The organism is bacterium (genome assembly GCA_023230585.1).
In the GTDB taxonomy this organism is placed as follows: domain Bacteria; phylum Ratteibacteria; class UBA8468; order B48-G9; family JAFGKM01; genus JALNXB01.
In genome coordinates this window covers 70,230-85,442 of record JALNXB010000005.1, presented here as the reverse complement: position 1 = coordinate 85,442, position 15,213 = coordinate 70,230, and the positions used below count along the sequence as shown (strand labels likewise).

Here is a 15,213-nt window from a genome sequence, read left to right as displayed (position 1 = left end):
GGAAGTAGAACTTATATATCCTATTGCATTAGAGAAAGGTCAGAGGTTCGCAGTTCGTGAAGGTGGAAGAACTGTTGGTGCAGGCGCTGTTACAGAAATTATTACATAAAATTAGAATAAAGGTTGCTTTTTTCAAAAAAAAAAGGTATAATATTATTTTTGTAGAAAGTGAAACAATAAAATAAACAAAAAAGAAGGCAAAAATGAACAACAAAAGAATCCGTATAAAACTAAAATCTTTTGACAGCAGACTTCTGGATAAATCTGTGGAAGAGATAGTAGAACTTGCGAGAAGATCAGGCGTGAAAATTGTGGGACCTATTCCTCTACCTACTAAAAAAGAGATTTATACTGTACTAAGATCTCCTCATGTAAACAAAAACAGTAGAGAACAATTTGAAATTAGGATTCACAAAAGACTTATAGATATTATGGATTCAACTGCAAGGACAGTAGACTCTTTGGGAAAACTAAATTTGCCTGCTGGCGTAGAAGTTGAAATGAAACTTAATTGAGGGGAAAATGAGTATAGGGTTAATAGGTAAAAAAATAGGAATGAGCCACATTTTTGGTCCAACAGGTGAGGTTATACCTGTAGTGGTCGTTGAAACAGGACCTTGCTACGTGACAGGTATCAAGAATAAAGAGAAAGATGGATACACATCTGTTCAACTCGGCTATAATGAAGTTTCAGAAAAGAAACTGATTAAGCCACTACTCAACTTTTTTAAGAAGAACAATCTTCCATTATGTAGAATGTTAAAAGAGTTTAGGTTAAAGGACGAACAATCTTTGCAAAATATTGAGATTGGTCAAAAATTAACCGTAGATATCTTTAAAGAGGGAGATTTTGTTGATGTAACAGGAAAATCTATAGGTAAAGGTTTTCAGGGTGTAATGAAAAGACATAATTTTAGAGGTGGACCATCAACTCACGGTTCAATGTCTCATAGGGCGCCTGGTTCAATTGGCGGAACAGATGCAGCAAGAGTTTTTAAAGGCAAGAAGATGAGTGGGCATATGGGAAATAGAAAAACAACTGTCCAGAATCTTCAAATAGTAAAAATTATTCCTGAATCCCATCTGATTCTTATTAAGGGGGCAGTACCAGGTAGCGTTGGAAACTACATTATTATCAAAAAAGCGTTAAAAAAATAACATCTAATTAAGGTTTGAAAAATGAAAAAAATACCAGTTTACAATATTGAAGGTGAAATTATCTCCGAAGAATCTGTTGCAGCGGAAATTATTGCACCGCCTCTAAACAAGGCAGTTATATACTATTATGTCAAAGCTTACCTTACTAATCAAAGACAAGGTACTGCCTCAACAAAGACAAGAAGCGAAGTTTCTGGCGGTGGCAGAAAACCTTGGAGACAAAAAGGTACCGGGCGAGCAAGAGTAGGGTCTATTCGAAACCCTTTATGGAGACATGGAGGAGTTGTATTTGGACCTAAACCAAAGGAATACGTTGAAAAACTCCCTAAAAAAGTAAAAGCTAAAGCATTACAAGAAGTTTTGAGAGATAAACTGAAAGAAGATAAAGTTGCTCTATTTGTTAGGGGTGAAGTTAAGGAACCAAAGACTTCAATCTTTTCATCTTTTTTGAAAAAAACTGGTTTTGAGAAGGATAAAATTCTTTTTGTTCTTAATAAAAGCAATAAAGAAAATGAAGCTTTGGTAAAGTCGATTAGAAATTTAAACTTAGTTGAGTATGATTATTCTGACCAACTAAACGCTTATGAAATAATTAAAGCAGACAGAGTTATAGTAGAAAATGAAGTATTTGGGACTCTTATGCAATATTTGGGAGAAAAAAATGGCAGTTGAACATTTTAAGATCGTAAAATTTCCTATTGTTACCGAGAAATCAAATGATGTAATAGCATTAAACAAATATACTTTCTGTGTTGATAAGAAGTATAATAAGATTGAAATTAAAAAAGCAGTAGAAACTATTTATAATGTAAAAGTTGTGGATATTAATGTTGTTAATATGCCAAAGAAAAAGAAAAAGTATAAATTTAAAATTGAGGGATATCGACCCGGCTATAAGAAAGCTATAGTTACTCTTAAGGAGGGTGATCAAATTGCCATTACGTAAATTAAAACCTGTAACTCCAGGACAAAGACACGCTGTACTACAAGATTATTCTGAAATTACTCGAGATAAACCTGAAAAAAAATTGGTTGTAGGTCTTAAAAAGACAGGAGGTAGGAATAATCAAGGTAGAATCACTTCAAGACATAGAGGTGGCGGTCATAAACGGCTTTATAGAATTATTGATTTTAAAGGTAGGTTAAATAAGGAAGGTAAAGTCGTTAGTATAGAATACGACCCAAACCGTTCAGCAAGGATAGCTTTGGTTGTTTATGCCGATGGTATAAAAAGTTATATTATAGCTCCAGATAGTTTGAAGGTAGGTGCAAACGTTAAGTGTGGTGAAGAGGCTGATGCTAAACCAGGTCACAGATTAATGCTTAAAGATATTCCCGAGGGTTTTCAGATATGTAACATTGAAACTGTACCTTTAAAAGGCGGGAAACTTGTTAGATCTGCAGGCACTTTTGCTACATTAATGGTTAAAGGTGAGAAATATGCACAGATAAAACTTCCTTCTGGGGAGGTAAGGTTGTTTGCTTTAAATTGTATGGCAACAATCGGGCAGGTTAGTAACCCTGAATATAAGTATATATCTCTCGGTAAAGCTGGGCGTAGCCGTCGGCTTGGTAGACGTCCTTCTGTGAGAGGAGTAGCAATGAACCCTATTGACCACCCACACGGTGGAGGGGAAGGAAAAAGTAAAGGTCATCTATCTCAGAGTCCTTGGGGATGGCCAACAAAAGGTTATAAAACTCGAAAGAAAAATAAACCATCAGATAAGCTTATAGTACAAAAAAGAAAGAAATAAACAGGAGTAATCTAAAAAATGAGATCTAAGAAAAAAGGTCCCTTTATAGACCCTAAGTTATTAAAGAAAGTTGAGAAAATGAGAGAATCGGGAAAAAAGGAAGCGATAAAGACCTGGTCAAGAGCTTCAACTATTATTCCTGAGTTTATTGGGTATACTTTTGCAGTCCATAATGGACGGACTTTTATAAATGTTTTTGTCTCAGAAAATATGGTAGGACATAGACTTGGTGAGTTTTCTCCAACACGTACTTTTAGGGGACACGGAACTCATACGGAAAAGACGAGAGAGAAAACATAAAGGGTAACTTTCGGAGGGATAAATGGAAGCAAGTGCACGTTCTAAATATATAAGGCAAAGTCCGACAAAGTTGCGAATAATTTCGGAGTTGCTTGTTGGTAAAAATGTTGATGAGGCGTTGAGTATTTTGGATAGCCTCCCTAACAAAGGTACATTAACTTTAAAAAAGACTATAAATTCAGCTCTCGCTAACGCTAAACAGAAGAAAGATTCGGTTGACAATTTTAAAATTAAAACCATTTCTGTAGACGAGGGACCTTCTTTAAAAAGGTTTAGAGCCGCTACTATGGGCAGAGCTGTTACAATAAAGAAAAGGATGAGTCATCTTACTGTTGTGTTAGAAGACAAATCAGAACCGGGAGCAGAATAAAATGGGACAAAAGGTTAATCCTATTAGTTTAAGATTAGGCATAGTTGAAGGATGGAGAGGAAATTGGTTTGCTAATAAGAAAGATTTTCGAACGATGCTTCAAGAAGATAGTATGATAAGAGGATATTTTGATAAAGAATTTAATAAAGACGAATCCAAACGAGGTGCAGTTACAGATATCTATATAGAGAAGGTGTCTGATAGAATAAAAATTAAACTGTTCTCTGCCAGGCCAGGAGTAGTGCTTGGAACAAGGGGTTCAAATATCAATAGAATAAGAGATGAACTTAGCCAAATCTTAGGCAAAAAGAAACAGGTATCAATAGATGTAATTGGAGTCGAACATCAAGGTCAGAGTGCTCAGTTTCTCGCTGATACGATATCTGTTCAACTTGAAAAGAGAATGCCACATAGACAAGCTATAAAAAAAGCTATAGCTGCTGCTCTTGAATCAGGTGCAAAAGGTATTAAAGTCAAAATTAGTGGTAGAATTGGTGGAGCTGAAATTTCCCGTTCTGAACAATATAAAGAAGGTAAGGTGCCGCTACATACCTTGAGAGCAAAAATTGATTACGCAAAATCTACTGCTTTTACAAGGTCTGGAACTGTAGGATTAAAAGTTTGGGTTTATACTGGTGAAGTTTTGGAAAAGGAGAGTAAAGATGCCGTTGATGCCAAAAAGAGTTAAATATAGAAAAGCTCATAGAGGAAGACTAACAGGGAAAGCATCCAGAGGAAATTCTCTTTTTTATGGAGACTTTGGATTGCAGGCAACAGCACCAGCTTGGGTCACAAGTGCTCAGATAGAAGCTGGTAGGGTTGCATTAGTTCACTTTTTAAAATCGAGAGGTAAAATTTGGATACGTATTTTCCCAGATAAACCTATCTCAAAAAAACCTGCAGAAACAAGAATGGGTGGTGGCAAGGGTGATGTTTCTCATTGGGTTGCTGTTGTTTTACCTGGTAGGATTATGTTTGAAATAGCAGGTGTTTCTGAAGAACTTGCAGTGGAAGCTTTAAGAAGAGCTTCTCATAAATTCCCTAATAAGACAAAGATAGTAAAAAGATATACGATATAATTGCGAGATATTAAAATGAAAAAAGAAGATATAAAAAAATGGCGTGAATCTACTGCAGAAGAGATAGATTTAGAGATTAAAGATTTGGAAGAAAAACTATATAAATATAATCATCAGTTACATATAGGTCAGTTGAAGAATTTTTCTGTAATTAAAAAGGCAAAAAGAGATATTGGAGTTTTGCATACCCTTAAAAATGAGAAGCATTTATCGGGAGCTAAAAATGGAGTTAAGACAAGTAAAGAGAGTTGAAAAAACTGGGAAGGTTGTCAGTGATAAAATGGAAAAGACTCGTATCGTGTTGGTTGTAGATAGAGTGAGGCACCCTTTTTATAACAAGTTCGTAAAGAAGGCGACAAGGTTTATGGCACACGACGAAGCAAACCTTACAGTTGAAGGTGATATTGTGAAAATAGTTAAATACAGGCCATTAAGTAGGCATAAATGTTGGAAAATTAAAGAAATATTAGAAAAAAGAGAGAGGGGAGAAAATGGTGCAGCTCAGGTCAGTTCTAACGGTAGCTGATAATACAGGCGCTAAGAAGGTTATGGTCATAGGTATTGTCGGAAGTTCAAGAAAGAGGTATGCTCGCATTGGGGATATAGTAACAGCAAGTGTTAAAGACGCTATTCCTGATGGTGTTGTTAAGAAAAAAGAGAAGGTTAAAGCAGTTGTTGTTAGAACGGCTAAGCCTTTAAAGAGGTCTGATGGCTCTCAGATAAAATTTGATAGCAATTCTGTTGTAATTATTGATGCTGATAAAAATCCAAGAGGCACAAGAGTCTTCGGTCCTGTCCCAAGAGAGTTGCGGGAAGGCAATTTTACAAAAATTATTTCACTGGCGCCGGAGGTGTTGTAATGAAATTTAAACTTAGTAAAGGAGATTTTGTTCAGGTTATTCATGGAAAAGATAGAGGTAAAAAAGGTAGAGTATTAAAGATAATGCCTTTAGAAAAAAAAGTCCTTGTTGAAGGTATAAATTTCGTCAAACGACACTCAAAACCAACATCTGCTGATAAACAGGGTGGAATCATTCAGATGGAAAAACCGATAGATATTTCCAATGTGATGTGTTTTTGTATGAAATGCAGTAAACCAACAAGATTAAAAATCAGAATGCTTAACGATGGGTCTAAAGTTAGATATTGCCAAAAATGTAATGAAAATATCGAGGTTAAATAAAATGGATTCAAGATTAAAAAAATATTATAAAGATGATGTTATTCCAGAAATAATGAAGAAATTTGAGTTGAAGAACTCTAACCAGGTTCCAAGGCTTGTTAAGATTGTTCTAAATGTTGGAGTTGGAAAAGATAATAAAGATCCAAAGATTCTTGAAAATGCACAAAAGGAGTTATCTTTAATAACAGGTCAAAAACCTGTTGTCACAAGAGCAAAAAAAGCTATAGCAGGTTTTAACCTGAGAAAAGGAGATATTTGTGGAGTTTTTGTTACATTGCGCGGTGAGCGTATGTATGAGTTTTTGGATAGATTTATTACCGTAGCTTTACCGCGAGTTAGAGACTTTAATGGATTGTCTCCTTCTTCTAATGATGGTAAAGGAAGTTATACAATAGGAGTTAAAGAACAGGGCATATTTCCCGAGATAGATTATAATTCAATTTATAAAGTTAAAGGAATGAATATTACTATTGTTACGAATGCTAAAAACAAGGAAGAGACTCTGGTTCTTCTAAAAGAACTTGGGTTGCCCATAAGGGAGGAACAAATTGGCGCGTAAATGTTTTTTTGAAAAGATGAAAAAGGAGCCTAAATTCGCAGTTAGAAGAAAAAACAGGTGTTGGAGATGTGGGCGACCGAGGGCTTATTTGAGAAAGTTTGGTATTTGCAGGATATGTTTTAGAGAACTTGCATCAAAAGGAGAGATACCCGGAGTAAGAAAAGCCAGTTGGTAGGAGGATTAAATATGACAATGACAGATACTGTAGCTGATATGCTGACAAGAATTAGAAATGGTAACCTTGTTTCTAAGCCAGAAATCTTGGTTCCTTATAGTGTGTTTAAGGAAGAGATTTTAAAGGTGATGAAAGAGAATAGTTTTATTAAAAATTACGAAGTGCTTACTGAAGGTCCTAAAAGATTAAAAGTTGAACTTATCTATCATTCAGAAAACAGTAAAGGTATTACAGAAATAAAAAAGGTAAGTAAACCCAGTAGCAGAGTGTATGTAACTAAAGATGAAATTCCAGTGATAAAAAAAGGTAAAGGAATTGCTATATTATCTACTTCTAAAGGTATTCTTAGTGATGAAAAAGCAAGAGAATTGGGAGTAGGTGGAGAGTTTCTTTTTTATGTATGGTGAGGTATAAAAAATGGCAAGATTAGGAAAAAGACCGGTTGAAATACCAAGCAGTGTGAAGGTTGCTGTTGTTGATAATATGATTCAAGTTGAAAGCAGTAAAGGTAAAATGGAGCATGTTATTTTTCCTTTTTTAGAGATAGTTGTTGAAGAAGGGAAAATATATGTTAAGAACTCTGTTCAGGAAAAGGAAAAAAAGTTATATAGAAAAACTGAAGCCTTCCAGGGTTTGTTAAGAAAGTTGATTATAAATATGTTTGTTGGGTTAACAGAAGGGTTTGAAAGAATTCTTGAACTGAACGGTGTTGGGTATAAGGCTGAGGTTAATGGAAATAAATTGATTCTTTCTGTTGGATTTTCTAATCCAGTTGAAGTAGATATTCCAGAAGGTATCTCAGCAGAAGTTACAAGAAATACAATAATAATACTTAAAAGTATGGATTTACAGAAACTTGGGAATTATGCTGCAACAATAAGGAAAATTTCTCCACCTGAACCTTATAAAGGTAAAGGAATCAGGTATAGAGGAGAATATGTAAGGCATAAGGCTGGGAAAACCGGTGTAGGAGCTGCTCAATGAGACTAAATAGAGAAGATAAAAGAAAGAAGAGACATTTAAGTATAAGAAAAAAGATTAGAGGAACAGAAGAGCGTCCAAGGGTTGTTGTGTATAGAAGCCATTTACATATATATGCTTCTGTTGTAGTTGACGAGATTTCTTCTGCCAGAACATTGCTAACAGTTTCAAGTTTAACTGACGAAGCTAAAGGTGATTTTTCTGAGAAAATTAAAGGCTCCAATGTTGAAGGCGCTAAAATAGTAGGAACTCTGCTTAGCAAAAAATCTAAAGAGAAAGGTATTGAAAAAGTTGTATTTGATAGAAATGGTTATCTTTATGCAGGGCGTGTTAAGGCGCTTGCTGATGCTGCAAGAAAAGGAGGTCTGAAATTTTAATGAGAAAAAGGCAAATTGAAGAAGATGTATCACAGATAAATCAAGTTGTTGTTGAAATTAGAAGAGTTACTAAAGTAACAAAAGGCGGTAAAAATTTAAATTTTCGTGCTCTTGTTGTTGTGGGCGATAAGAATGGACAAGCTGGCTTTGGTATAGGTAAAGCAAATGAAGTCCCTGAAGCAATAAGAAAAGCTATTGAAAAAGCAAAAAAGAGTATGATAACAGTTCCAATCAATGAGACGACAATCCCTTTTGACGTAAGTGCAAAATATGGTGCTTCAAGGGTTATTTTGAAACCAGCTTCTAAGGGTCATGGCATGGTTGCAGGTAAAACTATGAGAGCTTTCCTTGAGGTTGCTGGAATAAATGATATTACTAGCAAATGTCTTGGTTCCACAAATCCCGTGAATGTTATTGGCGCTACGGTAAAGGCTTTGTCAAAACTTAATGTTTCAAGTGAAGGAGAAATAAATGAAGTTACATGAAATTAAACCACCTATGGGCTCAAGACATAGTAGGAAAAGAGTTGGAAGAGGAGACGCTTCAGGACACGGTGGAACATCCACTCGTGGGCACAAAGGTCATAAAGCAAGAAGCGGTTTTTCTCGTTCTTATAATTTTGAAGGTGGGCAGATGCCATTGGTTAGAAGATTACCTAAGAGAGGATTTACTCATATTAAGAGATACCTTGTAGAGATAGTCAATCTTTCTCAACTTGAATCAAGGTTTAATGATAATGATATAATAAATCCTGAAAGCTTATTAGCAACTCAGCTTGTAAAGAAAGGAGATTATATAAAAATTCTTGGTAGTGGTACCTTTAGTAAAAAGTTAGAGGTTTCAGCCCACTCCTTTTCAACGCAGGCAAAAGAAAAGATTGAAAAAGCTGGCGGTAAAGCAATAGTTATAAAAGTATAATCAAAATTTTGAGTAAGAGATATAGGTTTTTAAAAAGTATTAAATTAATTAAATTATATAAGGTGGAAAAATGTTAAATGGCTTTAGGGATAGTTTTAAGGTGCCAGATTTACGCAAGAAGATTTTGATTACAATTTTTCTTGTTTCAGTTTATAGATTAGGTTGTTATGTCCCTTCTCCTGGGATAGACGGTAGAGCTCTTAACCAGTTTTTTGATAGAGTTCCAAACACAATTTTTAACCTTGCTGACCTTTTTTCTGGTGGCGCATTAAGTAATGCAACTATTTTGGCTCTTGGAATTATGCCTTATATAAGTGTTTCCATTATTCTTGAGTTGCTTACTTCTGTCCTCCCTTATTTTGAAAATTTGAAAAAAAGTGGTGCTGAAGGACGAAGGAAATTAACCCAAATAACAAGATTTGGCACGGTTGGGCTATGTGTTTTTCAGGGGTATGCAATAAGTATGTGGCTGGAGAACCCTGCTCATTTTGGAGATATAATGGTTGTGCCAAACCCTGGGTTATTGTTTAGGTTTACTACTGTTGTAACTCTTACTACTGGTACGATTTTTCTTATGTGGCTTGGGGAACAGATTACTGAGAAAGGTATAGGTAATGGAATTTCTCTAATAATTAGTGCTAGTATTCTATCAAGGATGCCTGTCGGTTTTCACAGAGTAGCAGAACTTTTTAGAGCCCGTGAAATCAACTTTCTTGCTATACTTATTATGGTAGTTCTTATGTTTCTTGTTGTAGCTTTTGCAATTATTATTAACGAAAGTGAAAGAAGGGTTCCTGTTCAGTATGCAAAGCGGGTTGTAGGTAGAAAAGTTTATGGGGGGCAGTCAACCTACCTGCCAATAAAATTGAATCAAGGAGGAGTTATTCCTCTTATTTTTGCGATATCAATATTAACTTTCCCTGCAACTATAATGACTTTTTCTTCAAATAGGGTTTTGCAGACTTTAGCAAAATTTCTTTCACCTGCGCAAGGTGTTGGGATGGTTTTATATGCACTTTTGACAATATTTTTCTGTTATTTTTATGCAAGTATTATCTTTAACCCAGACAATATAGCTGAAGATCTAAAAAAATACGGAGGTTTTATACAGGGTATAAGACCAGGAAAATCTACAGCTCTTTATCTTGAAAAAATTTTAAATAGATTGACGTTGCCTGGAGCCTTAATGCTTACAGCTATTGCATTGTTTCCGTATATAATGATGATATTTTATAGAAAAATACCTTATATGGTAGCCAGCTTATTTGGTGGTGTTGGTCTTTTGATTGTAGTTTCAGTTCTTCTGGAGACAATCAGGCAGATAGAATCTCACTTGCTGGTGAGACATTATCAAGGGTTCATAAAGAAAAGTAAAGGGAGATAATGAGAAAAATTTTTATTCTGCTGGGACCTCCAGGTGCAGGGAAAGGGAGTGTTGGTGAAGTAATATCTGAAATTCTTGAGATGCCTCTTATATCAACAGGAGATCTTTTAAGGAAACACGAAAATGAAGGCACCCCTCTTGGAATAAAAGCTAAAGCATTTATGGATTCTGGTGAATTGGTTCCAGATGAAATTGTTATCAAGATGCTTAAAGAGAGGATATCTAAGGATAATTGTAAAGAAGGCTTTATACTTGATGGGTTTCCAAGAACCTTAACACAAGCTGAAATGCTTGATAATCTTATCAAGGAAGATGATGAGGTAAATGTTTTTTATTTAAAAGCTGAAGATGATTTTCTTGTAAATCGGCTCTCAAATAGAAGGGTGTGTGAGAGTTGTGGTAAAATATACCATCTGGTTAACCACCCTCCCATCAAAGAGGGCGTTTGCGATATATGTAAGGGCAAGGTTGTGCAAAGGAAAGATGATACCGAAGAGGTTATAAGGAAACGTCTGGGAATTTATAAAACTTTAACAGCGCCTCTCATTGACTATTATAAGAATAAAGGGTATTTCCATATTGTTGATGGTGAAACTAATGTTGACTTTATGATGGACGAAATCAGAAAGATTATGAAATGGTAAAAACGAATAAAGAGATTGAAAATATTCGTATTTCTTGCATAAAATGTAAAGAAGTACTTAGAAAGCTCGGAAATATCTTAAAATCTGGTTTAAGTACGCTGGAAGTTGATGAAAAAGCAGAAAAGTTTTTAAAAGAAGCGAAGGTAGAACCAGCATTTAAAAATTATAACGGATACCCTGCAAGTATCTGTATATCAATAAATGAAGAGGTTGTACACGCTATTCCTTCAAAAGAGAAAATTTTAAAAGATGGAGATATTGTTTCAATAGATATTGGAGCAATATATAAAGGTTATTATTCTGATTATGCTATGACTTTTCCGATTGGGATAGTATCTTCTTTACATACAAAACTAATAAAAGTAACTCAAGAATCTTTTAATAAAGGTTTTGCCAAGGCAATCCCAGGTTTAAGGACAGGTGATATTGGTTCAGCAATACAAAAATTTGTAGAAGGAAACGGTTTTTCTGTAGTAAGAGAATTTGTTGGTCACGGAGTGGGTAAATATTTACACGAAGAGCCAGAGGTACCTAATTATGGTACCCCAGGAAGAGGTTCTCTTCTTAGAGAAAAGGAAATACTTGCGATAGAACCGATGGTTAACGCAGGTATGCCAGAAGTAAAAGTAATGGAAGACGGATGGAAAGTTGTTACATTAGATAATAGTTATTCGGCGCATTATGAAGAATGTGTTCTAATAACAAAAAATGGGCCAGAGTTGCTGGCGGAATAAAAAAAACGAAAGAATAGTTATGAGTAAAAAAGAAGAAAAAATAAAAGTTCAAGGGAAGATAAGCAAAGCTTTACCAGGTACGTCCTTTCTTGTAGAACTTGAGAATGGACACATAGTTACAGCTCATCTATGCGGAAAAATGAGAATGTATTATATTAAAATTATTCCTGGTGACAACGTAATTTTAGAACTTTCTCCCTATGATATGACAAGGGGTAGAATTATAAAAAGAATCTAAGTAGAATTCTTTTTAACTATAAGAGGAAAGAAAATGAAAGTAAGAGCATCAGTAAAAAAGATATGTCCGAAATGTAAAATAATTAAGAGGAAAGGAAAGATAAGAGTAATCTGTGCCAATCCTCAGGATGGTCCTAAACATAAGCAGGTTCAGGGTTGAGGATATTTTATTTAGTAATAAAATAGGTCCGGTTTTTCAATGAGATAATATTGACTCAGGACCATTAAGCATAAAGAAGAATTACAGTGTTGGAGTAAAGGAGATAACATGGCAAGATTATTAGGAGTTGAGATACCTGACAATAAAAAAATTGAGGTTGCTTTAACTTATGTATTTGGTATTGGCCAAACTTCTGCTGCAAGAATAATAAAACATTCTGGTGTTGATGGAGAAAAAAGAGTTAAAGACCTAAATGAAGAAGAACTTGGAAAGATTGCCGCTTTTGTGCAGAAGAACATTTTAGTTGAAGGTGATTTAAAAAAAGAAATCTCAGAGAGTATCAGAAGGCTACAAGAGATAGGTTCATATAGAGGTTATAGACACAGAGTATCTCTACCAGTTAGGGGACAAAGAACCCGGACTAACTCAAGAACAAGAAAAGGTCCAAAGAAGACTGTTGGAGTTATTAGAGATAAGACTGCTCGAAAAGCAAAAAAGCAGAGTATGCAAGCAGATTCTAAAACTAAACAATAAGGGTTAAAAATGGCAGACAAAAAATATGTCAAAAAAAAGAAAAAGTATAGCGAAATTTTGAAAGGAGTAGCTCATATTCAAGCTACTTTCAATAACACAATAGTAACAATTACTGATATGCAGGGCAGGGTTCTCTTGTGGGGTAGCGCTGGTACTGTGGGCTTTAAAGGGACTCGGAAAGGAACTCCGTTTGCAGCGCAGCTTATATCTGAAAGTGTAGCCAGAAAAGCTCAAGCTCAGTTTAATATGAAAGAACTTGATGTATTAGTTAAAGGTCCTGGTCCTGGAAGAGAAACAGCTATTAGGGCTTTGCAGAGTGGGGGGTTGAATATCCTTTCTATAAAAGATATTACTCCTATTCCTCATAATGGATGTAGACCTCCGAGTCGGAGAAAAATTTAAGAAAGGGAGAATAAAATGGCTAAGAGAACCAAACCATTATGTAAAGAGTGCAAAAAAAATGGTATTAAACTTTATTTGAAAGGTAGAAGATGTGAAACTGTCAAATGTCCTCTTGATAGAAGGGAAAAGAGAGGTAGACGGTTTGTCAGACGAAGAAAGTTGTCTGAATACGGAATACAGTTAAGAGAAAAAAATAAAGTTAAAATCTATTATGGAGTTTTAGAAAGACAGTTTAGAAGGTATTTTGAGATAGCTAAAGGAACAGAAGGGGTTACTGGTGAAATATTGTTACAACTTCTGGAAAGACGGCTTGACAATGTTGTTTATAGGGCTAATTGGTTTTATTCACGCAGAATGGCTAAACAGGTTATAAACCACGGAGATATTTTGATTAACGGTAAGAAGGTTGATAGACCAGGTTATATTGTGGAGATAGGTGATGAAATACAATTAAAACCTAACAGCAAATATAAAGATATTGTAGATGGTTGTATTGATGAATATAAACAACATATAGTTCCAGTTTTTATTCAGGTTGATAACCAACAGCATAAAATGAAGGTTGTAAGGCACCCTATAAGAGAAGAGGTTTCCTTACCTATTGAAGAACAGTTAATTATCAACCTTTACTCTAAATAAATTAATAAGGGGTGAGATATGAAAGATTTTCAATTTCCAGAGAAGTTTGTTTGGGAACAAGATACATATAAACCCAATTACGGGAAACTTACAATAGAACCTCTTATTAGGGGATACGGGGTTACAGTAGGTAACGCCTTAAGAAGGGTGTTGCTTTCTTCTTTGTGGGGAGTAGCTGTAACGTCTATAAAGATTGACGGGGTGCTTCATGAATTTACTAAAGTGGAAGGTATTAAAGAGGATATGGTAGAAGTTGTGATGAACCTAAAACAGATGCATTTGAAGTCAAATGTTACTGAAACAGATATCTTTCCACGAGTAATAAATGTTCAACTATCTAAAAAAGGTCCAATTACTGCTTCAGACCTAATAGTTGATACGAGTTTAGAGGCATTGAATGGCGACCTACATATTATGACTTTGACTAAAGATAAAAAGATTTCTATTGATTTAGAAATTACTGACGGAAGGGGTTATATTTCGAGTGATAATATTAAGAGAAGCAAAGGTTCGTCTATACCATTGGGAACCATTATAATTGATGCTCTTTATTCCCCTGTTAGGAAGATTACCTATAATGTAGAAAATATACTTTATAAAACGTCTCACGATTACGAAAAATTAACAATTGAAGTTTATACAACAGGTGCTCTTGACCCTATGGAAGCAATGAACGAGGCTACCAATATAATAACAGAGCATTTTGGTGCAATAAAAGTAAAACAGGTTATAGGTGAAGAGGTAGAAAAACACCCAGTAGAGGTAGAATCAAAGGAGATAGACGACGATATACATCTGTCTGATTTTAAGTTTTCTACAAGAATCTGTAATGGTTTAAAACAACAGCAGGTAACCACTCTTCAAGAATTGTTAAATATTCCTAAAGAAGATTGGTTGGAAATAAAGAATTTTGGTAAAAAATCTATAGAAGAAATAGAAACTAAACTTGCTGAAAGAGGTTATAAATTGAAATCTAAAGAAGAATTGGAACAAGAGGCAAAAAATGAGACATAAAAAAGATATTAGGAAATTAAGTAGAAATAAATCTCAAAGAAAGGCTTTGATGAGGAATATGTCTATAAGTTTTTTTGAACATCAACAGATAAAAACAACTGAGGCAAAGGCTAAAGAATTGCGTAGAACAGTTGAAAAACTTATAACAGTAGGTAAAAAGGGTGACCTTGCAAGTTTAAGGCATATAAACTCTGTTTTAAATCATGCCCCTAGTTTGTCGAGGGTGGCAGCTATTTCTGATAAATATAAAGACAGAAATGGTGGGTACACTCAAATAATTAAACTTTCACCACGTAAGGGTGATAACGCAGAAATGGTTATAATAAAACTGGTGTGATATGAATACAAATCTCAAACTTTTAGATAGATATGATAAAGAGGATAACATCTACAAATTGGTAAACGAACTATCAGAGAGTGCTCATACTCTTTTTTCAATATTTGTTTCTTCTGGAAAAACAATAAGAGATGAAGAGTTTTCTGACTTAGCAATGAAAGAAAAACTTAATTTAGAAGAAGAAACTGAGGCAACACCCATACTTGACGAATTTGAAGATATTGAAGATGTAGAAGAGATTAAAGATGTAGAAGATGTTACACCCTAAGATATA

At 34.7% G+C, this 15,213-nt stretch carries 31 protein-coding genes; all 31 read left to right on the top strand.

The genetic code is table 11. The annotated features are described in order from the left end of the window. The first annotated feature begins 203 nt into the window (after nucleotides 1-203). The 31 genes from rpsJ (at nucleotide 204) to M0P98_02260 (ending at nucleotide 15,207) form a co-directional block, all read left to right on the top strand. Nucleotides 204-515, top strand: coding sequence for a 30S ribosomal protein S10 (gene rpsJ / locus M0P98_02410; protein MCK9265727.1), 312 nt, complete (start codon nucleotides 204-206; stop codon nucleotides 513-515). 7 nt (nucleotides 516-522) lie between these two features. Then, nucleotides 523-1,158, top strand: coding sequence for a 50S ribosomal protein L3 (rplC, locus tag M0P98_02405; protein ID MCK9265726.1), 636 nt, complete (start codon nucleotides 523-525; stop codon nucleotides 1,156-1,158). A gap of 21 nt (nucleotides 1,159-1,179) precedes the next feature. Continuing rightward, nucleotides 1,180-1,830, top strand: a complete 651-nt coding sequence (gene rplD, locus M0P98_02400) for a 50S ribosomal protein L4 (protein MCK9265725.1) — start codon at nucleotides 1,180-1,182, stop codon at nucleotides 1,828-1,830. Continuing rightward, a complete protein-coding gene (rplW, locus tag M0P98_02395) occupies nucleotides 1,820-2,104 on the top strand; it encodes a 50S ribosomal protein L23 (protein MCK9265724.1) in 285 nt (94 codons plus the stop codon). The genes rplD and rplW overlap by 11 nt, the downstream gene beginning before the upstream one ends. Further along, entirely contained in the window at nucleotides 2,091-2,912 is an 822-nt protein-coding gene (gene rplB, locus M0P98_02390) for a 50S ribosomal protein L2 (GenBank protein ID MCK9265723.1), read from the top strand. Before rplW ends, rplB begins: the two co-directional genes overlap by 14 nt. An 18-nt stretch (nucleotides 2,913-2,930) precedes the next feature. Next, nucleotides 2,931-3,212, top strand: coding sequence for a 30S ribosomal protein S19 (gene rpsS / locus M0P98_02385; protein MCK9265722.1), 282 nt, complete (start codon nucleotides 2,931-2,933; stop codon nucleotides 3,210-3,212). Between the two features lie 22 nt (nucleotides 3,213-3,234). Continuing rightward, nucleotides 3,235-3,582 carry a 50S ribosomal protein L22 gene (gene rplV, locus M0P98_02380; GenBank protein ID MCK9265721.1) on the top strand — a complete coding sequence of 116 codons (348 nt, stop codon included), beginning with the start codon at nucleotides 3,235-3,237 and terminating at the stop codon, nucleotides 3,580-3,582. Between the two features lies 1 nt (nucleotide 3,583). Continuing rightward, nucleotides 3,584-4,270 (top strand): 30S ribosomal protein S3, encoded by a 687-nt coding sequence (gene rpsC, locus M0P98_02375; protein MCK9265720.1) that lies wholly within the window; start codon nucleotides 3,584-3,586, stop codon nucleotides 4,268-4,270. Then, nucleotides 4,245-4,661 carry a 50S ribosomal protein L16 gene (gene rplP / locus M0P98_02370; GenBank protein MCK9265719.1) on the top strand — a complete coding sequence of 139 codons (417 nt, stop codon included), beginning with the start codon at nucleotides 4,245-4,247 and terminating at the stop codon, nucleotides 4,659-4,661. The genes rpsC and rplP overlap by 26 nt, the downstream gene beginning before the upstream one ends. Nucleotides 4,662-4,676: 15 nt before the next feature. Further along, nucleotides 4,677-4,913, top strand: coding sequence for a 50S ribosomal protein L29 (rpmC, locus tag M0P98_02365; GenBank protein ID MCK9265718.1), 237 nt, complete (start codon nucleotides 4,677-4,679; stop codon nucleotides 4,911-4,913). Next, entirely contained in the window at nucleotides 4,885-5,187 is a 303-nt protein-coding gene (gene rpsQ / locus M0P98_02360; GenBank protein ID MCK9265717.1) for a 30S ribosomal protein S17, read from the top strand. The genes rpmC and rpsQ overlap by 29 nt, the downstream gene beginning before the upstream one ends. Beyond that, nucleotides 5,153-5,521 carry a 50S ribosomal protein L14 gene (rplN, locus tag M0P98_02355; protein MCK9265716.1) on the top strand — a complete coding sequence of 123 codons (369 nt, stop codon included), beginning with the start codon at nucleotides 5,153-5,155 and terminating at the stop codon, nucleotides 5,519-5,521. Before rpsQ ends, rplN begins: the two co-directional genes overlap by 35 nt. Continuing rightward, nucleotides 5,521-5,844, top strand: a complete 324-nt coding sequence (gene rplX, locus M0P98_02350) for a 50S ribosomal protein L24 (GenBank protein MCK9265715.1) — start codon at nucleotides 5,521-5,523, stop codon at nucleotides 5,842-5,844. Before rplN ends, rplX begins: the two co-directional genes overlap by 1 nt. 1 nt (nucleotide 5,845) lies before the next feature. Continuing rightward, complete coding sequence (gene rplE, locus M0P98_02345) at nucleotides 5,846-6,403, top strand: 50S ribosomal protein L5 (GenBank protein ID MCK9265714.1); 558 nt, start codon at nucleotides 5,846-5,848, stop codon at nucleotides 6,401-6,403. Next, on the top strand, nucleotides 6,393-6,578 hold the full coding sequence (locus M0P98_02340) for a type Z 30S ribosomal protein S14 (GenBank protein ID MCK9265713.1): 186 nt from the start codon (nucleotides 6,393-6,395) through the stop codon (nucleotides 6,576-6,578). Before rplE ends, M0P98_02340 begins: the two co-directional genes overlap by 11 nt. Before the next feature lie 11 nt (nucleotides 6,579-6,589). Continuing rightward, nucleotides 6,590-6,985, top strand: a complete 396-nt coding sequence (gene rpsH / locus M0P98_02335) for a 30S ribosomal protein S8 (GenBank protein ID MCK9265712.1) — start codon at nucleotides 6,590-6,592, stop codon at nucleotides 6,983-6,985. A gap of 10 nt (nucleotides 6,986-6,995) precedes the next feature. After that, a complete protein-coding gene (gene rplF, locus M0P98_02330; GenBank protein ID MCK9265711.1) occupies nucleotides 6,996-7,562 on the top strand; it encodes a 50S ribosomal protein L6 in 567 nt (188 codons plus the stop codon). Next, entirely contained in the window at nucleotides 7,559-7,936 is a 378-nt protein-coding gene (rplR, locus tag M0P98_02325) for a 50S ribosomal protein L18 (GenBank protein MCK9265710.1), read from the top strand. Before rplF ends, rplR begins: the two co-directional genes overlap by 4 nt. Then, nucleotides 7,936-8,421 carry a 30S ribosomal protein S5 gene (gene rpsE / locus M0P98_02320; protein ID MCK9265709.1) on the top strand — a complete coding sequence of 162 codons (486 nt, stop codon included), beginning with the start codon at nucleotides 7,936-7,938 and terminating at the stop codon, nucleotides 8,419-8,421. The genes rplR and rpsE overlap by 1 nt, the downstream gene beginning before the upstream one ends. Next, a complete protein-coding gene (gene rplO, locus M0P98_02315; GenBank protein MCK9265708.1) occupies nucleotides 8,408-8,854 on the top strand; it encodes a 50S ribosomal protein L15 in 447 nt (148 codons plus the stop codon). Before rpsE ends, rplO begins: the two co-directional genes overlap by 14 nt. 70 nt (nucleotides 8,855-8,924) lie before the next feature. Then, nucleotides 8,925-10,238 carry a preprotein translocase subunit SecY gene (secY, locus tag M0P98_02310; GenBank protein MCK9265707.1) on the top strand — a complete coding sequence of 438 codons (1,314 nt, stop codon included), beginning with the start codon at nucleotides 8,925-8,927 and terminating at the stop codon, nucleotides 10,236-10,238. Beyond that, a complete protein-coding gene (locus M0P98_02305; GenBank protein ID MCK9265706.1) occupies nucleotides 10,238-10,882 on the top strand; it encodes an adenylate kinase in 645 nt (214 codons plus the stop codon). The genes secY and M0P98_02305 overlap by 1 nt, the downstream gene beginning before the upstream one ends. After that, nucleotides 10,876-11,616, top strand: a complete 741-nt coding sequence (gene map / locus M0P98_02300; protein MCK9265705.1) for a type I methionyl aminopeptidase — start codon at nucleotides 10,876-10,878, stop codon at nucleotides 11,614-11,616. The genes M0P98_02305 and map overlap by 7 nt, the downstream gene beginning before the upstream one ends. A 19-nt stretch (nucleotides 11,617-11,635) precedes the next feature. Then, nucleotides 11,636-11,854: a translation initiation factor IF-1 gene (gene infA, locus M0P98_02295; protein ID MCK9265704.1), complete on the top strand. Its 219-nt coding sequence runs from the start codon at nucleotides 11,636-11,638 to the stop codon at nucleotides 11,852-11,854. A gap of 33 nt (nucleotides 11,855-11,887) precedes the next feature. Next, nucleotides 11,888-12,013 carry a 50S ribosomal protein L36 gene (gene rpmJ / locus M0P98_02290; protein MCK9265703.1) on the top strand — a complete coding sequence of 42 codons (126 nt, stop codon included), beginning with the start codon at nucleotides 11,888-11,890 and terminating at the stop codon, nucleotides 12,011-12,013. Nucleotides 12,014-12,121: 108 nt separating this feature from the next. Continuing rightward, nucleotides 12,122-12,547: a 30S ribosomal protein S13 gene (rpsM, locus tag M0P98_02285; protein ID MCK9265702.1), complete on the top strand. Its 426-nt coding sequence runs from the start codon at nucleotides 12,122-12,124 to the stop codon at nucleotides 12,545-12,547. A gap of 9 nt (nucleotides 12,548-12,556) precedes the next feature. After that, on the top strand, nucleotides 12,557-12,949 hold the full coding sequence (gene rpsK, locus M0P98_02280; GenBank protein ID MCK9265701.1) for a 30S ribosomal protein S11: 393 nt from the start codon (nucleotides 12,557-12,559) through the stop codon (nucleotides 12,947-12,949). 15 nt (nucleotides 12,950-12,964) lie between these two features. After that, nucleotides 12,965-13,588, top strand: a complete 624-nt coding sequence (rpsD, locus tag M0P98_02275) for a 30S ribosomal protein S4 (GenBank protein MCK9265700.1) — start codon at nucleotides 12,965-12,967, stop codon at nucleotides 13,586-13,588. An 18-nt stretch (nucleotides 13,589-13,606) separates the two neighbouring features. Next, on the top strand, nucleotides 13,607-14,602 hold the full coding sequence (locus M0P98_02270; protein ID MCK9265699.1) for a DNA-directed RNA polymerase subunit alpha: 996 nt from the start codon (nucleotides 13,607-13,609) through the stop codon (nucleotides 14,600-14,602). Continuing rightward, entirely contained in the window at nucleotides 14,592-14,939 is a 348-nt protein-coding gene (rplQ, locus tag M0P98_02265; protein MCK9265698.1) for a 50S ribosomal protein L17, read from the top strand. Before M0P98_02270 ends, rplQ begins: the two co-directional genes overlap by 11 nt. Nucleotide 14,940: 1 nt before the next feature. After that, the gene (locus M0P98_02260; GenBank protein MCK9265697.1) at nucleotides 14,941-15,207 is read left to right on the top strand and encodes a hypothetical protein; all 267 of its coding nucleotides are present in this window, start codon (nucleotides 14,941-14,943) and stop codon (nucleotides 15,205-15,207) included. The last annotated feature ends 6 nt before the right edge of the window (nucleotides 15,208-15,213 follow it).

Excerpts from the sequence above, each read along its gene's own strand:
- rpsJ (MCK9265727.1), top strand. The coding sequence starts at position 204 with ATGAACAACAAAAGAATCCGTATAAAACTAAAATCTTTTGACAGCAGA.
- rplC (MCK9265726.1), top strand. The coding sequence starts at position 523 with ATGAGTATAGGGTTAATAGGTAAAAAAATAGGAATGAGCCACATTTTT.
- rplD (MCK9265725.1), top strand. The coding sequence starts at position 1,180 with ATGAAAAAAATACCAGTTTACAATATTGAAGGTGAAATTATCTCCGAA.
- rplW (MCK9265724.1), top strand. The coding sequence starts at position 1,820 with ATGGCAGTTGAACATTTTAAGATCGTAAAATTTCCTATTGTTACCGAG.
- rpsS (MCK9265722.1), top strand. The coding sequence starts at position 2,931 with ATGAGATCTAAGAAAAAAGGTCCCTTTATAGACCCTAAGTTATTAAAG.
- rplV (MCK9265721.1), top strand. The coding sequence starts at position 3,235 with ATGGAAGCAAGTGCACGTTCTAAATATATAAGGCAAAGTCCGACAAAG.
- rpsC (MCK9265720.1), top strand. The coding sequence starts at position 3,584 with ATGGGACAAAAGGTTAATCCTATTAGTTTAAGATTAGGCATAGTTGAA.
- rplP (MCK9265719.1), top strand. The coding sequence starts at position 4,245 with ATGCCGTTGATGCCAAAAAGAGTTAAATATAGAAAAGCTCATAGAGGA.
- rpmC (MCK9265718.1), top strand. The coding sequence starts at position 4,677 with ATGAAAAAAGAAGATATAAAAAAATGGCGTGAATCTACTGCAGAAGAG.
- rpsQ (MCK9265717.1), top strand. The coding sequence starts at position 4,885 with ATGGAGTTAAGACAAGTAAAGAGAGTTGAAAAAACTGGGAAGGTTGTC.
- rplN (MCK9265716.1), top strand. The coding sequence starts at position 5,153 with ATGGTGCAGCTCAGGTCAGTTCTAACGGTAGCTGATAATACAGGCGCT.
- rplX (MCK9265715.1), top strand. The coding sequence starts at position 5,521 with ATGAAATTTAAACTTAGTAAAGGAGATTTTGTTCAGGTTATTCATGGA.
- rplE (MCK9265714.1), top strand. The coding sequence starts at position 5,846 with ATGGATTCAAGATTAAAAAAATATTATAAAGATGATGTTATTCCAGAA.
- rpsH (MCK9265712.1), top strand. The coding sequence starts at position 6,590 with ATGACAATGACAGATACTGTAGCTGATATGCTGACAAGAATTAGAAAT.
- rplF (MCK9265711.1), top strand. The coding sequence starts at position 6,996 with ATGGCAAGATTAGGAAAAAGACCGGTTGAAATACCAAGCAGTGTGAAG.
- rplR (MCK9265710.1), top strand. The coding sequence starts at position 7,559 with ATGAGACTAAATAGAGAAGATAAAAGAAAGAAGAGACATTTAAGTATA.
- rpsE (MCK9265709.1), top strand. The coding sequence starts at position 7,936 with ATGAGAAAAAGGCAAATTGAAGAAGATGTATCACAGATAAATCAAGTT.
- rplO (MCK9265708.1), top strand. The coding sequence starts at position 8,408 with ATGAAGTTACATGAAATTAAACCACCTATGGGCTCAAGACATAGTAGG.
- secY (MCK9265707.1), top strand. The coding sequence starts at position 8,925 with ATGTTAAATGGCTTTAGGGATAGTTTTAAGGTGCCAGATTTACGCAAG.
- M0P98_02305 (MCK9265706.1), top strand. The coding sequence starts at position 10,238 with ATGAGAAAAATTTTTATTCTGCTGGGACCTCCAGGTGCAGGGAAAGGG.
- map (MCK9265705.1), top strand. The coding sequence starts at position 10,876 with ATGGTAAAAACGAATAAAGAGATTGAAAATATTCGTATTTCTTGCATA.
- infA (MCK9265704.1), top strand. The coding sequence starts at position 11,636 with ATGAGTAAAAAAGAAGAAAAAATAAAAGTTCAAGGGAAGATAAGCAAA.
- rpmJ (MCK9265703.1), top strand. The coding sequence starts at position 11,888 with ATGAAAGTAAGAGCATCAGTAAAAAAGATATGTCCGAAATGTAAAATA.
- rpsM (MCK9265702.1), top strand. The coding sequence starts at position 12,122 with ATGGCAAGATTATTAGGAGTTGAGATACCTGACAATAAAAAAATTGAG.
- rpsK (MCK9265701.1), top strand. The coding sequence starts at position 12,557 with ATGGCAGACAAAAAATATGTCAAAAAAAAGAAAAAGTATAGCGAAATT.
- rpsD (MCK9265700.1), top strand. The coding sequence starts at position 12,965 with ATGGCTAAGAGAACCAAACCATTATGTAAAGAGTGCAAAAAAAATGGT.
- M0P98_02270 (MCK9265699.1), top strand. The coding sequence starts at position 13,607 with ATGAAAGATTTTCAATTTCCAGAGAAGTTTGTTTGGGAACAAGATACA.
- rplQ (MCK9265698.1), top strand. The coding sequence starts at position 14,592 with ATGAGACATAAAAAAGATATTAGGAAATTAAGTAGAAATAAATCTCAA.
- M0P98_02260 (MCK9265697.1), top strand. The coding sequence starts at position 14,941 with ATGAATACAAATCTCAAACTTTTAGATAGATATGATAAAGAGGATAAC.